The organism is Mycobacterium hackensackense (assembly GCF_025822555.1).
Lineage (GTDB): Bacteria > Actinomycetota > Actinomycetes > Mycobacteriales > Mycobacteriaceae > Mycobacterium > Mycobacterium fluoranthenivorans.
Genome location: NZ_JACKUC010000029.1, coordinates 866,476 through 881,407, shown reverse-complemented (window position 1 = coordinate 881,407; position 14,932 = coordinate 866,476). Strand labels below are relative to the sequence as shown.

Annotated in this window: 10 protein-coding genes and 1 tRNA gene; 4 read left to right on the top strand and 7 right to left on the bottom strand. The window is 63.1% G+C overall.

Features of this window, described 5'->3' with window-relative positions; all coding sequences use genetic code 11:
• Positions 1-32: 32 nt before the first annotated feature.
• The 3 genes from H7J86_RS07275 (at position 33) to H7J86_RS07265 (ending at position 4,766) form a co-directional block, all read left to right on the top strand.
• Entirely contained in the window at positions 33-3,032 is a 3,000-nt protein-coding gene (locus H7J86_RS07275; RefSeq protein ID WP_267290184.1) for a UPF0182 family protein, read from the top strand.
• A 199-nt stretch (positions 3,033-3,231) separates the two neighbouring features.
• Positions 3,232-4,641: an FAD-binding oxidoreductase gene (locus tag H7J86_RS07270; RefSeq protein WP_267290182.1), complete on the top strand. Its 1,410-nt coding sequence runs from the start codon at positions 3,232-3,234 to the stop codon at positions 4,639-4,641.
• 51 nt (positions 4,642-4,692) lie between these two features.
• Positions 4,693-4,766, top strand: a tRNA-Met gene (locus H7J86_RS07265).
• A 342-nt stretch (positions 4,767-5,108) separates the two neighbouring features.
• On the opposite strand, the gene H7J86_RS07260 is transcribed toward H7J86_RS07265, so the two are convergent.
• From H7J86_RS07260 to H7J86_RS07230, 7 genes are all read right to left on the bottom strand, one after another.
• Complete coding sequence (locus H7J86_RS07260) at positions 5,109-5,756, bottom strand: TetR/AcrR family transcriptional regulator (RefSeq protein WP_187098675.1); 648 nt, start codon at positions 5,754-5,756, stop codon at positions 5,109-5,111.
• A gap of 184 nt (positions 5,757-5,940) precedes the next feature.
• Entirely contained in the window at positions 5,941-7,623 is a 1,683-nt protein-coding gene (locus tag H7J86_RS07255; protein WP_267290179.1) for an MCE family protein, read from the bottom strand.
• Positions 7,623-8,789: an MCE family protein gene (locus H7J86_RS07250; protein WP_267290177.1), complete on the bottom strand. Its 1,167-nt coding sequence runs from the start codon at positions 8,787-8,789 to the stop codon at positions 7,623-7,625. Before H7J86_RS07250 ends, H7J86_RS07255 begins: the two co-directional genes overlap by 1 nt.
• On the bottom strand, positions 8,786-10,192 hold the full coding sequence (locus H7J86_RS07245; RefSeq protein ID WP_267290175.1) for an MCE family protein: 1,407 nt from the start codon (positions 10,190-10,192) through the stop codon (positions 8,786-8,788). The genes H7J86_RS07250 and H7J86_RS07245 overlap by 4 nt, the downstream gene beginning before the upstream one ends.
• The gene (locus H7J86_RS07240; protein ID WP_372517243.1) at positions 10,189-11,259 is read right to left on the bottom strand and encodes an MCE family protein; all 1,071 of its coding nucleotides are present in this window, start codon (positions 11,257-11,259) and stop codon (positions 10,189-10,191) included. Before H7J86_RS07240 ends, H7J86_RS07245 begins: the two co-directional genes overlap by 4 nt.
• A complete protein-coding gene (locus H7J86_RS07235) occupies positions 11,246-12,277 on the bottom strand; it encodes an MCE family protein (RefSeq protein ID WP_267290171.1) in 1,032 nt (343 codons plus the stop codon). The genes H7J86_RS07240 and H7J86_RS07235 overlap by 14 nt, the downstream gene beginning before the upstream one ends.
• On the bottom strand, positions 12,277-13,428 hold the full coding sequence (locus tag H7J86_RS07230) for an MCE family protein (protein ID WP_372517242.1): 1,152 nt from the start codon (positions 13,426-13,428) through the stop codon (positions 12,277-12,279). Before H7J86_RS07230 ends, H7J86_RS07235 begins: the two co-directional genes overlap by 1 nt.
• Positions 13,429-13,764: 336 nt before the next feature.
• Between H7J86_RS07230 and H7J86_RS07225 the strand changes: the two genes are divergently transcribed.
• Positions 13,765-14,526: a hypothetical protein gene (locus H7J86_RS07225; RefSeq protein ID WP_267290167.1), complete on the top strand. Its 762-nt coding sequence runs from the start codon at positions 13,765-13,767 to the stop codon at positions 14,524-14,526.
• Positions 14,527-14,932: the final 406 nt, after the last annotated feature.

Sequence of the window (14,932 nt, the reverse complement as noted above, 5' to 3'; positions counted from 1 at the left end):
GATCAGCATGAACCACAGACTGGAGTTGACGAGTGGGTATGCGGCCCGCGGCGCGAATGCCGAAGCTGACACGACGTAGCCGAATCCTCATCGGGGTGGCCCTGGCCGTCGTCCTACTGCTGTTGGTGGGACCCCGGATCATCGACACCTACGTCGACTGGCTCTGGTTCGGCGAGCTGGGCTACCGGTCGGTCTTCACCACGAGGCTGTTCACCGAGATCGTGCTGGCCCTGGCGGCCGCCGTCTTGATCGGTGCGTTGGTGTTCGCCGGGATGACGCTGGCCTACCGCACCCGGCCGGTGTTCGTGCCCTCGAACGGGCCCAACGACCCGGTGGCGCGGTACCGCACCACGGTGATGAGCCGGCTGCGGCTCTTCGGCATCGGCGTCCCGGTGATCATCGGCCTCGGAGCGGCCGTCTTCGCCTGGAACTCCTGGACGATCGTGCAGATGTTCCTGCACGGTGGCGATTTCGGCGTCACCGATCCGCAGTTCGGCCGCGATCTCGGTTTCTACGCTTTCGATCTGCCGTTCTACCGGTGGTTGCTGGACTTGCTGATGACTGGTGTGTTCATCGCGTTCCTGGCGAACCTGGTGACGCACTACCTGTTCGGTGGAATCCGGCTGTCCGGCCGCGCCGGGGTGCTCAGCCGGGCTGCGCGCATCCAACTGGTGTCGTTGGTCGGCACGCTGGTGCTGTTCAAGGCCGCGGCCTACTGGCTGGACCGCTATGAGCTGCTCAGCAACACCCGCGGGGGTAAGCCGTTCACCGGTGCCGGTTACACCGATATCAATGCCGTGCTGCCGGCCAAGCTGATCCTGCTGGCCATCGCGCTGATCTGCGCGGCCGCCGTGTTCTCCGCCCTGGTGCTGCGTGACCTGCGTATTCCCGCCATCGGGCTGGTGCTGTTGCTGCTGTCCTCGCTGATCATCGGCGCGGGCTGGCCGATGATCGTCGAGCAGTTCAGCGTCAAACCGAATGCGGCGCAGAAGGAAAGCGAATACATCAGCCGAAGTATCACGGCGACCAGACAGGCCTACGGTCTGACCGATCAGACCGTCACCTACCGCGATTACAGCGGCAACGCCGCGACGACCGCCCAGCAGGTGGCGGCCGACCGCGCGACGACGTCGAACATCCGGCTGCTCGACCCCACCATCGTCAGCCCGGCGTTCACCCAGTTCCAGCAGGGCAAGAACTTCTACAGCTTCCCCGAGCAGCTGGCCATGGACCGCTACAACGGGCCCGACGGCAACCTGCGCGACTTCGTCGTCGCCGCACGCGAACTCAACCCGGAACGGCTGATCGACAATCAGCGGGACTGGATCAACCGGCACACCGTGTACACCCACGGAAACGGTTTCATCGCCTCGCCGGCCAACACCGTGCGCGGTGTCGCCAACGACCCCAACCAGAACGGTGGCTACCCGGAGTTCCTGGCCAGCGTGGTCGGCGCCAATGGCAGCGTGGTCTCGCCGGGCCCCGCGCCGCTGGATCAGCCGCGGATCTACTACGGCCCGGTGATCGCCAGCGCGCCCGGCGATTACGCGATCGTCGGCCGCAACGGCGGTGACCGCGAATACGACTACGAGACCAACACCGAGACCAAGAACTACACCTACACCGGTGGTGGTGGCGTCCCGATCGGCAACTGGCTGTCGCGCAGTGTGTTCGCGGCGAAGTTCGCCGAGCGGAACTTCCTGTTCTCCAACGTGATCGGCTCCAATAGCAAGATCCTGTTCAACCGGGATCCGTCCGAGCGTGTCGAGGCGGTGGCGCCCTGGCTCACCACCGACAACGGGGTGTACCCGGCCATCGTCAACAAGCGGATGGTGTGGATCGTCGACGGCTACACCACGCTGGACAACTACCCGTATTCGGAGCTGACCTCGCTGTCCAGCGCCACCATCGACTCCAATGAGGTGGCGGTCAACCGGCTGCTTCCGGACAAGCAGGTGTCCTATATCCGCAACTCGGTGAAGGCCACCGTCGACGCCTATGACGGCACCGTGACGCTGTATGCGCAGGACGAGAACGATCCGGTGCTCAAGGCGTGGATGTCGGTGTTCCCGAACACGGTGAAGCCCAAGAGTGAGATGTCTCCGGAGCTGCGGGAGCACCTGCGCTACCCCGAGGATCTGTTCAAGGTGCAGCGCCAACTGCTGGCCCGCTACCACGTCAACGATCCGGTGACGTTCTTCTCCACGTCGGATTTCTGGGACGTGCCGCTGGATCCCAACCCGACCGCCAGCAGTTACCAGCCGCCGTATTACATCGTTGCCAAAGACATTGCACAGAACGACAACTCGGCGTCGTTCCAGTTGACCAGTGCTATGAACCGGTTCCGGCGCGACTTCCTGGCCGCCTATATCAGCGCCAGTTCCGACCCGCAGACGTACGGCAAGATCACCGTGCTCACCATCCCGGGTCAGGTCAACGGTCCGAAGCTGGCGTTCAACGCCATCAGTACCGATACCGCGGTCAGTCAGGACCTCGGTGTCATCGGCCGGGACAACCAGAACCGGATCCGGTGGGGCAATCTTCTGACCCTGCCGGTCAGTGAGGGCGGCCTGCTCTACGTGGCCCCGGTGTATGCCTCGCCGGGTGCCAGTGACGCCGCGTCGTCATACCCGCGCCTGATCCGGGTCGCGATGATGTACAACGACAAGGTCGGGTACGGCCCGACCGTCGGCGACGCGCTCACCGAGATCTTCGGTCCCGGCGCGGCGGCTACGGCCACCGGGCCGGCGCCGACCGACGTTCCGGGTGCCAAGCCGCCCGCGTCGCCGCCTGCGGCGCAGACCCCGGCCACGCCGCCGCAGCAAGGCCAGGCGCCCGAGGTCCCGGTGCCGGTGGGGGCCATCCCCGGTGGTGGCGTCCAGCTGTCGACCGCCAAAGCCGCTGCGCTGCAGGACGTCAACAGCGCGCTGGATGCGGTACAGCAGGCGCAGCACACCGGCAACTTCTCCGACTACGGCGCGGCGTTGCAGAGGCTCGACGACGCGATGAACAAGTATCGCGAGGCCAAGTAGCTTGCGGGTTGGCCCGACTGGCTAGGCCAAGTAGCTCGATGTAGCCGCGTTTGTGCGGTTTCATACCTCACTCGCCGGTGCGAGCGTATGAGACCGCACAAACGCGTCGCCCGCGTACTTGGAGTGCGTTCCAAGAAGATCCCAAGTGGGTTCGTCCATTCTTTTCGCCTGTCATACGTGCATGGTTGAAAGGACTCCGATGACCCTGGCCGAAACTGTCGGCGATGATGTTCTGTCCACGCTGCCCGATCACGTCAGTGCGCTGGTCGCGCTGCCCGGCGAGCCCGGCTACGAACGCTGCACCCCGTGGAATGTGGCTGCGCAGGTGCAGCCGGCGGCGGTGGTCTTCGCCACCGAACCACACCACGTGGCCGAGGCGGTTCGGTTTGCCGCCGGGTGCGGTAGGCGGGTTACCGTGCAGGCGACCGGTCACGGGGCCATCCCGATCGGGCCGGACGCCATTCTGGTGCTCACCTCGGCGATGTCCGAATGCGTCATCGACGCCGACGCCCGCATTGCGCGGGTGTCCGCGGGGGTGAGATGGCAGCAGGTGATCGATGCCGCTGCGCCGTATGGCCTTGCGCCGCTGTGCGGATCGTCGACCAGTGTCGGGGTGGTGGGATTCCTCACCGGTGGTGGTGTGGGGCCGCTGGCGCGCAGTATCGGGGTGTCCTCCGACTATGTGCGGTCCTTCGATGTGGTGACCGGGGCGGGGGAGTTGTTGCATGTGACCCCCGATGAGCACGCCGACATGTACTGGGGACTGCGCGGCGGGAAGGCGACACTGGGGATCGTCACCGCGGTGGAGATCGAGCTCCTGCCGATTCCCGAATTCTACGGCGGCGCCGTCTATTTCGATGGCGCTGAGGCTGCTTCGGTACTGCGGACATGGCGCGACTGGTGTGCCACGTTGCCCGAAAATGTCAACACCTCGATCGCGCTGCAGCATCTGCCGCCGCTGCCCGGGGTGCCGGAACCACTGGCCGGCCGCTTGACCGTTGCGGTGCGCTACGCAGCCCTCGACGATTTCGCCGAGGCGGCAACGCTGCTGGACCCCATTCGGGCCGCCGGAACGCCGGTCCTCGACACCGTCGAGATCCATCCCTATGCGGCGATCGCAGCGGTACATGCGGATCCGGTCGATCCGATGCCGGTGCACGAGGAGCAGACGTTGTTGCGCGAGCTCACCTCCGATGCGGTCGACATTCTGCTCGCCGCGGCCGGGCCGGGGTCCGCGTCGGTGCAGACCATCGTCGAGGTGCGGATGCTCGGCGGAGCGTTCGCCCGGCAGGCCGAGCACAGCAGCGCATTCTGCCACCGAAACGCCGCCTACGCGGTCACCACCATTGGTGTGCTCGCCGGCCCCACCGCGCAGCTGGTGCCTGCTCAGGCCGGCGCGCTGGGGCGGGCACTGGCGCCGTGGTCGACCGGTGGCCTGATGCCGAATTTCGCGCCGTCGGCCGATCCTGCGCGGATGGCGCGGGTGTACGACGAGGACACCCGGTACTGGCTGGCCGTCCTCGCTGACCGGTATGACCCCGAGGGTGTGTTCCGGACAGGTCAAGTGGTGCGTCACCCAGCCGCAGAACTGCCCGAAAAGAGCCTCTGAGCACTCGATTTGGATCTGCACGCACCCCTTCTGTAACGTTGTATTCACCAACGCGGGGTGGAGCAGCTCGGTAGCTCGCTGGGCTCATAACCCAGAGGTCGCAGGTTCGAATCCTGTCCCCGCTACTAGGTAGAACGGCCCTCGGAGATCACTCCGGGGGCCGTTCTCATTGGTTTGTGAACGCTTTTGGGAGCATTCGCAAAACTAGCGAGTTCGGGAACGGATCGGTCGGGCAACTGCTGCGACTTCGCTCGAGTCCGCTGAGTCCGCCAACGTTGGGTCGAGTGGTCCAGGCCGTAGGGCCCCACACCGACACGGCGCAGGCCTCAGAGGCAGCTTTGCCCGACAGTATTCGTGCGCTTAGGGCACAAATCGCGGCGGCGGTAGCGTCGGTCGTGGCTGACCAAACCCGCCTGGCTATCGCGTGACGACGACCGTGCCGGCGTTGAACTCCATGACAAAGCTTGTCACTCAATCCGGCGTCGGGTCCGGCTGCGATGTAGGTGATCGGCCATCAGCTGCGCCATGGCTTGTCGTTGGGGTTCGGTCGGTAGTGGCACGGTGGTGACCATTTGACCGACCATGAGGCCGACGGGGGCGGCCCAGAGAAGGTCGGCGATGGCCCTGGCGTGGGGCGAAGGTGCTCCGATGAGTTCGGCGATTCGTTCCAGGCCAGGTTGTAGGTCGACGAGTTGCTCGATGTCGAGGGTGGATCGCAGTGACCGCGTGGCGATGAGGATTTCCATAGCCGTCATGCTGGCGGGGTTAAGGAAGGTCTCCCACGCAGCGTCGGCCAGAGCTGTCATTCGGTCGTCTATGTTCTTGATCCCGGCGACCTTGTCGGCTAGATCGTTCACAGAGGTGACCAACGTGGATATAGCGTGGTCGATGACCGCGGTGAGCAGACCATCGCGGTCGCCGAAGTGGTATTGAACGACCCCGGTGCTCACTCCTGCGCGTTCGATGATGTGTCGGGTGCTGGCTGCAGCGAAGCCTTCTTCGCGGATGCACTCGATGGCTGCGTTGATGACCAGTTCACGGGTCCGGTCGGCACGTTCTTGGACTCGCTGCCGGGATCGCCTCGGAGCTGCTGAATCATTGGACTTGGACGTCATAGAAGAGGCGATTCTGTCGAGCGGTCGTGACCGTCGCTGCCAGCATGGCAGGTGCAGCGCAAAGCTGAACGGCCCGCTCCGTAAACGGGGTTCTGCGGTCCAGGATGATGAAAGACGTTTTCCGCGACCACGGGCTCGATCCTAGGTGCCCCGCGTTGGCCTCTCATCAAAAGTCACCCGCGTGTCAGGATTGCGGTGGAGCGAGCATCAGATCGACCCAGTTTTCAGCGGGTTTGATCTTGCTACTGGCGGCGGCGAAGACGCCGAGGTCTCCGTTCTGGTCCTGGAACAGTCCGTTGCTGGAGTCGTACGTCGTCACGGCAGGGCTGGCGACGGCCGGCGGCATTTCCGATGGCGCTCCGACGGGAGCAGATGAAGGGGTGACCGCCGGCGCAGGGTTCTGTCCATAGGGCGGGACCTGTTGGTCAGGGGGCGGGTTGTAGGGCAGGGGCGGCGGTGGCGGGCCGGGTGTGACTGGCGGGACGGGTAGTGGATACGGTGCATACTCTGCTGGCCCCGGGCCAGGGGGCACGCCAGGGGGCAGCTGGGTGACCGGGGGACCAGGGTCGTAGTCGGCGCCCGGTGGGATGTAGGGGAATTTGTTGTAGGGCAGGATGTTTCGTGGATCATTGATCGCCGTCGCTTCGGGGACGGCGGGCCCACGCCACGCCTGGTTACCGATCGGAATATAGCCGGCGGGGTCCCTACACAGGGCCACGGTGGGAGCGCGCTTGCCGGGGAATTCCTGGCAGGGGTAGTTGCGTGCCCCGCGGACCACCGCGGACGAGTTTTGTGGAACTTTGCAGTACATGTCTTTTGGTAGGTCGCGCAACGTTTGGTCACCCGGGGATCGGATCTCGGTTGGGGGGATGAAGCCGACATTGCACGGCGGCGGATCGCCCAATCCGAGCTTGAAGTCGACTTTGACGCCTTCATCGGCGGGTAGCTGTTCAGCTGCGCTGATCAGCACGGCGGTCACGGCGGGAAGAACGACGAGAGTCTGTTCGATGGACTTGTGGTAGATGACACCGATGCGGCCGAAGTTGGCGAGGTTGGCGGCGAGCATCGGGAACGACGGCCTGATGCCGTTGAAGGTATTGGTCGCCGAATCCGCTGCTGCGGGCGTGGTTTGGAGCAGCGCGCGCAGCTGCGGATCGGCTTTGCGTAGTTCGGTGGTGAATCGGGCCAGTCCGTCGGCCAGCGAGGTGATGTTGTCGCCGCTGCGGATCTGGGCGTCGAGGAACGGGCCGAGCTGGTCGATCAGGGTGGTGGTGTCTTCGCTGCCGGCGTGGAGTTCGTCGAGCAGCGCTTTGGTGGAGTTGATCAGTCGTGCAAGTTCGGGACCGGAGCCGTCGAAGGCGGTTGCTGTTTCGCGCAGGACGTCTTTCAGTTTGCTTTGATCCAGCGAGCTGACCAGTCCTTGTGCCTCGCGTAGCAGTCCTGCGATGTCGCCGCTGAGAGCGGTGTGGGATCGGTCGATCACCGATCCGTTGCGCAGATCGGCGGCCGAATGGCTTTCGGCTGTGGGGATGAGGTCGACGTATTGTTCGCCGACTGCGGAGACGCTCTTGGCTGCCGCGGTGACATCGGCGGGAATTGCGGTGTCGGAGTTGAGCCGCATGTGTACATCGACGCTGAGGTTGTCGGTCAGCGTGACGGCGGTGATGCGCCCGACGGTGGAGCCACGGTAGGTGACGTTGCCGTTGGGGTAGAGCCCGCCGCTGGCAGCGAAGTTGGCCGTGATGGCGTACCGCCCGATTCCCAGTGCTTCGGGTACGCGCAAGTAGTACAACGCCAGGGTGCCGATGGCGAAGACGGTGACGGCTGCGAAGATGCTCAGCTGCCAGCGAGCGAGCCGGGTGAGCATCAGCGGGGTCCTGTCGGCGGGATGGTGAACGGGTCGGCAGCTTGTCCGGACAGGTTGGCCTGTTCGCCGATGAGGAAGTCGGGCGTGGTGAGGATTTCGTTGAGGTGCTTCATGTTTGGGTCCAGCGGTGAGGTGGTGAAGATGTTCTCTCCGAAGCGGCGCTGGGTGAGGTCCAGGGTGGCGATCGCGTTGAGGTAGTCACCGCGGATGGCTTGTTTGATCCCGGTTTGAGGGAAGGGGTAGGTCACGGTGATGGGGAGGGCGTCGATGAGTTCCTGCGCGTGATCGGTTAGTGGTTTGACGACGGCGTAGGAGGCCTCGAGGTCGGCGGTGATGTCGGTCTTGGTTTGCGCGAGGATGCGTGAGGCGATCTCGCTGAAGCGGCGTAGTGCGGCGAAGGTGTCAACGATTCGTCCTGCGTTGGCGTTGAGAATCTGGGTTGCTTGCGGAAGAGCGGCCAGTGCGGCGGTGATCGTGGTGTCCTTGGTGGCGAATTTTGCGGCGACGCGATTGATTGACTCGGTGGCGTTGACGATGTCGGTGCTTTGCCGGTCAATTGAGGCAGTGAGGTCGGCCAGTTGCGGAAGGAGGTTGGTGAATTGCCCCGCGCGGCAGGCGACGGCGGAGTACAGCTCGTCGGTGATGTCTTGGAGTGCGCCGAGATTGCCTTTGTTGACGACGATACCCAGTGTGGACAGGACTTCCTCGGTGGTGGGATAGAGGCCGGCCCGCTGAAGCGGGATCGTGGCGCCGTCGGTCAATGCGCCTTCGGGTGCCTCGGTGGCAGATTCGGCGAGCGCGACGTGTTGAGAGCCCAGCAGTGAGGTCTGCCCGATGGTCGCGACGGCGTTGCCCGGCAGGTGTACTGCTGAGCTGAGCGAGAGTTGGAGTGCGGCGTAGAAGGTTCCGTCTGCGCGTTGCCTGACGTGTTGTCCGGACACGCTGCCGACGGTGACATCGTCGACGAGCACCGGCGAGTTCTGCGCCAGTGTGGACACATCCGGTAGTTCGACGGTAATGGTGAACGATCCGGCGCCGTGCCCGACGGTGCCGGGCATGTCCAGTGAGTTGAGGCCACCAAATTGGCACCCACTGACCACCGTGATGAGTGACCCGAGCGCGACGAGCCGCCACGCCGCCCGACCGCGGAGCCTTGCGCCGGTCATCGGCCGGGTCCCGGTGGCGGTGGCGCCGGTACGGGTTGTTGGGCTGGATCGGTTTCGGCGGCGGGGTTCCCCGGTGGAGTCGGTGGGGTCGGGACTGCCTCTGATGCCGGTGGTGGAAGCAGCATGCTGGCGAGATCGGGTGGGGGCGCGCCAGGTGGCGGGGTCATTCCTGGTAGCGGTTGCCATTGCAGCTGCGATACCGGTGTTTGGGCCTTGGCCTGGGTTTGTGGAGTGTCATAGACCATCTGGCCCTTGTAGGCGGTGATGGTGTTGATGGGGTGGAAGAGCACAGGCGGGAAATTCATCATGATTCTCTTGAGGACGGGCGCCATGCGCTGCCGACAGATCTCGGTGCGTTTGAAGTACTCGGGGGTCGCTGCCGCATCGAACACGCCCGCACAGAGAAATTGGACCGGGTTGGCGATGTTCGGCAGAGACAGGATCGCTCCGATCGAGCCTTGGGCGGGGTTGTAGATGTTGTAGAAGTTCGCCAGCCCGTTGGGCGCGACGTGCAGTACCTGTTCGATATCTTCGCTGTGCTCGGTGAGCAGTGAGGTGAACTCGGTCAGCTTGTTCACCTGATCGCCGATCGCGGTGTTGTTGTGGTTGAGGAACGTTTTCACTTGCGCCAGCGCTGAAGTGAGGGCATCCAGTGCGCCAGCAAGGTCGGTGGAGCTGTCGGCGAAGACCTGTGACAGGGAGGCGACGTGGCCGGTGAACTGGACGATCTGGTCGTTGCTGTGAGACAATGCATCGACAAGGGTGCGTAGGTTTTTCACCGTGCCGACCAGATCGTGACGTGAATCACCCAGTCGCCCAGCAGTTTTGGAGAGTTCACGGACGGCGTCACGAAATGATTGACCGTTGTCGTCGAAGGTGTCGGCTGCTTGATTGATGGCGTCACTGAGCGGACCCTGGAGGCGGCCGTTCTGCGGTCCCAGCCGGGTCGACAGCTGGGTCGACAGCTGGGTCAGTTCATCTTTGACGTCATCCCATTCCACGGGGACGGCGGTGCGATCGGCGGGAATGGTGGCGTGGTCGGCGAGTTTCGGTCCGTCGGTGTAGACCGGTGCCAGTTCGATGCTGCGCGCTGACAGTAGGTTTGGCGCCACAATGACCGCAGCGGCGCCGGCCGGCACGGGTACGTCAGGCCGGATCGTGAAGGTGATCTCGGAGTGCTCCGGTCCGGGTTTGATACTTGTCACGGATCCGACCGGTACTCCGAGGATCTCGACGTCGTCGCCGGGATACAGGCCGACAGCCGAGGAGAAGTATCCGGTGATGGTCAGGGGCTGTGGTTTGGGCCATGCGGTCAGCAGACCGCCGGCGAGCACTGCCAGCAGGACCACCAGCAGGTAGAGGCGCCGGTATCCGTGGCGGAGCCGAACATTGAGTGTGGTCATGGTGATTTCGGCCTCACGACGGCGCGTTCGGTGAGAAAGCCGCGCAGGAAGTCGGCGAGACTGTCAGGTAGCTTCCCGGGTTGGAAGTAGGAGTCGAGAAGGACTCCGCCCAAGGTTGGCGGGGGCACTCCGAACACGTTGGCCTGGAAGCCGGGGCCCGAGCCGACGACTTCTCCGAGGGAGGTTGCGTATGCGGGAAGCCGGGTGAGTGCTTGGGAGATGTGTTCTCGACGCTCGTTGAGGTTGTCGAGCACGAGGTTCAGCTTGGTCAGTGCGGGGCCGAGCTGTCGCTCGTTGTCGGTGACGAAGCCGGAGAGTTGGCCGGCTAATGCTCTGATTCCGGTGATGAGTTGGTCGATGGCTTGACGGCGCGCCGCGAGTTCACCGAAAAGGACGTTGCCGTCGGTGATCAGCTGGTCGATCTGACTGGAGCGGGCGGCCACGACATCAGAGAGCGACTTGGCATGGTGCAGAAGCTGTTGGACCTTCTCATCGCGGTTGTTGACGCTGCGCGACAGGCTGGTGATGCCGTCGAGGGCCGCCTGCACCTGCGGGGTGGCATCGCGCATGGCCTCGGTCAGCGTCTGGAGCGCCTCGACGAAGCGGGGTTGATCGAGTTCACCGACGTTGTGTCCGAGGTCTTGCAGGGCATTGTTGAGGGTGTAGGGGGTTGTGGTGCGGGCCAGTGGGATGGAGGTGACAGAACCGGATCCGCGGGGTGCTACCTCAATGGAACGTTGACCGAGCACGGTATCGGTCTTAATGGCGACCAGTGATTGGTCCCCGACTCGGATCTTGCGATCGATGGTGAAGCCGATCTTGGCCGCGCGATGGGTGATGTCGAGTTCGACGCTGTCGACTTTTCCGACCGTGTATCCGAAGATCTGCACGGGATTGCCGGTGGCGATACCGCCCGCATGGGCGAAGTAGGCGGTGTACTGCTGGCCTTTGGGCCAGAACGGGAGCTCGGTGTAGCTGAATGACACCAGCACCAGGCAGGTCACTACGGCGATACCGAAGATTCCGGTGCGCAGCGGGTCTCGGCGCTCGGGATTATTTGGCAAAATCGCACCTACCGTTATTGGACGTCGGTGGGGTCACCGCGGGTAACAGAATGTCGCTGCCGGCCGGTCCGTTGATCTTGATCTTGACCGAGCAGAAATAGATGTTGAAGAACGAACCGTAGGCGCCCAGCGCGCTCAGTCGCAGGTAGTCCTCGGCGAGCGGCTCAATCGCGGCATTGACATCCTTCTTGCGGTCATCGAGTGCGGTGGCGAGCGGTCCGGTGTTCTCGATGACCCCCTGGAAGGGCCGCCGCGCGGTGCTCAGGACATCGGTGAGGTCCTGCTGTGCAGAGGCCAGCGGCGGCAAGGCGTTGGCAATGGGGTCGCTGCCCTGGCTCAGAGTGGTGACCAGCTGCTGGAGTTGGTCGATCCCGGTACTGAGGTCGGCGCTTTTCTCATCCGCTGCGCTGAGCACGGTGTTGAGATTGTCGATGGTCTGGTCGATGAGTTGATCTCGGGCGGCAATGGTGTGGGTGAAGCTGGCGGTGTTGGCCAGTACAGTCGACAGGGTTCCGCCCTTGCCCTGCAGCAGTTCGATGAGGGCGTTGCTGACCTCGTTCAGCTTGGCTCCGTCCAGGCCTTTGAGTACCGGCCGCAGACCACCAAGCAGTGCGTCCAGATCCAAGGCGGGTTTGGTGTTGCTGCGCGGGATCGTCGCGCCGGCAGGGAGTTTCTGTAGATCGCCGGGTCCGGCCAGGATCTCCAGGTAGCGGTCACCAGTGAGATTCTGATAGCGGATCGCGGCTCTCGTGGAGGTGTAGAGCTGTTGTCGTTTGTCGACGGTGAAGGTGACTTCGGCATGATCACCGTCGATGGCGATCTCTTTGACGCTGCCGACTGGGATGCCGGCGATACGGACGTCCTGGCCGGTTTTGAGTCGTGACACCGAGGAGAATTCGGCGTGATACACAGTGCTGGAGCCGAATCGGAATTGGCCGAACGTCACGACCAGCCCCGCTAGCACGAGCAGCATGACCACCGTGAACACGCCGACTTTGAGTCCGGTCCGGGACGTGGTCATCAGTAGTCGTCTCGTTCGGCGTAGGCGCCGTTGAACAGGAACTGCAGCGTGGAGGGGGCGTCGAACTGTAGTTCGGTGTTCGGCTGATAGGGGACATAGGCGTTGTCGGTGACCAGGAACGGTGGTCGATACCAGGAGCCTGCGCCCTGTTTGGTGGGCAGGTCAGGTAGTCCTCGACAGTTGGGCCCACCGGAGGCGTTGACGATTGGCAGACTCTCGGGATAGGTGTAGGCCGGCGAGCCGGGAATGAAACCGGCGTTGACGAACAGTGCGGGTTTCACACCGCCGATGTAGGGACCGAATTTTTTGTACGCCTTCGCCAATGCTGTGATCAGACAGCCATATTCGGGTGAATAGTCGCTCAAGACGGATAGTGGTGCGCGGAGTCGTTGGATTGCCGCGATCAGGTCACCTTCGGCCGGCGCGAGGGTGTCGGCGCCGGCAGTGGCGACGCCGGCCGTGGACAGCAACGTGGCAGTGAGATTGTCTTGCTCGTCGACGATTGTGCGGCTGATGGTGGGGACATTGCCCAGGGCGGACACCAGGTCGTCGGCGGCGGAGTTGTAGATGTCAGCGGTACTGCTCAGTTTCTGGATATCAGACTTCAGCGTGGGCAGGTACGGGTTGATCCGGCTCATGAGGTCGCTCAAGGTGGCTAGGGTGTCTCCGAGGTTTTTTCCGTTGCCGCGCAGTCCATTTCCTAACGCAGCGAGCGTGGTGTTGAGCTGCACGGGGTCGATCTTGCGCAGTGTGTCGGCCAATGTCTGGAACAAGGTGTTCACTTCGACACTGACGTCTGAGGCCTGTAGGTGGGCACGTGGGGATAGCCGGTTGGCGGTCGGGTGCTCGGGCAACTGGAATTCGACGGACTTCGCGCCGAAGATCGTGTTGCTGGCGATCCGTGCGGTCACGTTGGCTGGGATCTTGGCGAGTTCGTCGGCGCGGATCGCCAGGGTCAGCTGGGCTGACGCGCCGTCATAGTCGATCTGGGACACCGTGCCGATCGGGACACCCAGAAATTTGACCTTCGCGTCGCGATCCATGACCAGTCCTGCACGTTGGGATGTGAGGGTGACCGTGTCGGTGTCGGTGAACGCGCCCTGATACCCCAGATAGACGACGCCGGATGCGAAAGCCAGTAGCGCCGTCATCACTGCTGCGGCGACGCGTACGTGAGCGCGACGACTCACCCGACGCTCCTCGTTGCTGCATCGCGTACCGACCGCGACGGCGAGTTAGTGCGCGCGCATCGCGTCACCGGCAGCGGCGATGAGTCTGCCGGTGTGGCGAGCGTGGCGTCCGCGTCTCGTATGCGTGCAGCGATCGGGCGCAGAAACATATTGATCGTTATAACATCACACGTGATATAAACCTAGTCGGATCGAAGCCCAGATTCGTAGCCAGGTCGTCGTCACCCCGATGCGTTGGCCGGCGCCCCGCAAGGCAGGTTTCACGACCGGCCCTGCTCCCTCAACGCGGAGGTTCACATGACCGACACGATCGCTCGTGATGGCAAACGGGAGTCATCGGCCAAGCGCGGACTGTCCTCGCTTCAGAAGGCGCTCTTCGGAGTCCTCGCGTTCTTCTTCGCCATCCATCCGGTGTTCTGGTATTTGGAGTTCCACGCGGGGGTATCCCACGCCGTCGCCTCGACAGTGTTGGTGCTCGTCGTTGTCGGATGCTTTGCGACAGCACTGATCTTGCCGTGGCTGCCACTACCCGATCAGCGTGACCGCACCAGGTGGGAGCGCCTGAGTGCGATGGTCATCGTCTGGGTATTTATTGCACTCATCCCGCGTTTCATCTGGGAACTGCCCTGGCTTCTGCTCTTCGATCAGATCCGCGCCGGCGTCGAAAGCGGATCGCTGTGGACCTACATGTGGTCGCCGATCCTCCTTGGCGGAGACGCCCGCTACCTCAACGGTGATCCCCTCATCGTCTGCATGGAATGGATCGCCCTGTTCGTCGGCCTCTTCGAGGCCTACGCGCTAGTTCAGTTCTTCCGAAACGGAAAGCGATTCACCAGCATTCAGCTATCGCTGATCATGGCGGGAATGATCGTGGAGGTCACTCTCCCAGCTGTCTACTTCGGCGTAGAAATCGCCAACAACCTGCAGAGCATGTCCAGCCCAGTAGAAATGTGGGTCAAGTTCGTCCTGATCAACGTCCTCTGGTGCACCATGCCACTGGTCACCTACTTCTGGGGTGTCCGCAGGCTGACTCGCCAAGACCTTCAAGCGAAGTTCTAAAGCTCCATTCCGCCATCCGGATCGGTTTCTTCTTCCAACCTTTGCCGCGCCTCGCCGCGAACGCCTGGCGCTTTCGACCACCGCGGGTCGTCACCACGCTATGCGGATTTGGTAGTTCAGCAAACTGACGCAATTTGCTATTGCAAATTTATCACGGCATTCCCGCAGGGGGTCAGCAAAGACAAGTCAGGCCGCATGGGCTGATGGTGTCATTCGAACATGTTCCTAGCTAACAGATTTCAAAATCCGGCCAATTATCTGCCACAACTATGAACGTCGGAAGAATTGCGCGTCACAAATCGTTGCCTGTGCGCGCTGACGCATGGTAATTAACATATTCGTAAATTATTATTCGTCAGAGGGGGAAATGTGGGCGGACAGCATCGCGCAGACATGGTCAAGCCGG

Bases quoted from the DNA above. Each gene is read 5' to 3' on its own strand.
- H7J86_RS07230 (WP_372517242.1), bottom strand. From the start codon at position 13,428: ATGACGGCGCTACTGGCTTTCGCATCCGGCGTCGTCTATCTGGGGTAT.
- H7J86_RS07255 (WP_267290179.1), bottom strand. From the start codon at position 7,623: ATGCTCACCCGGCTCGCTCGCTGGCAGCTGAGCATCTTCGCAGCCGTC.
- H7J86_RS07260 (WP_187098675.1), bottom strand. From the start codon at position 5,756: ATGACGTCCAAGTCCAATGATTCAGCAGCTCCGAGGCGATCCCGGCAG.
- H7J86_RS07270 (WP_267290182.1), top strand. From the start codon at position 3,232: ATGACCCTGGCCGAAACTGTCGGCGATGATGTTCTGTCCACGCTGCCC.
- H7J86_RS07250 (WP_267290177.1), bottom strand. From the start codon at position 8,789: ATGACCGGCGCAAGGCTCCGCGGTCGGGCGGCGTGGCGGCTCGTCGCG.
- H7J86_RS07235 (WP_267290171.1), bottom strand. From the start codon at position 12,277: ATGACCACGTCCCGGACCGGACTCAAAGTCGGCGTGTTCACGGTGGTC.
- H7J86_RS07245 (WP_267290175.1), bottom strand. From the start codon at position 10,192: ATGACCACACTCAATGTTCGGCTCCGCCACGGATACCGGCGCCTCTAC.
- H7J86_RS07225 (WP_267290167.1), top strand. From the start codon at position 13,765: ATGACCGACACGATCGCTCGTGATGGCAAACGGGAGTCATCGGCCAAG.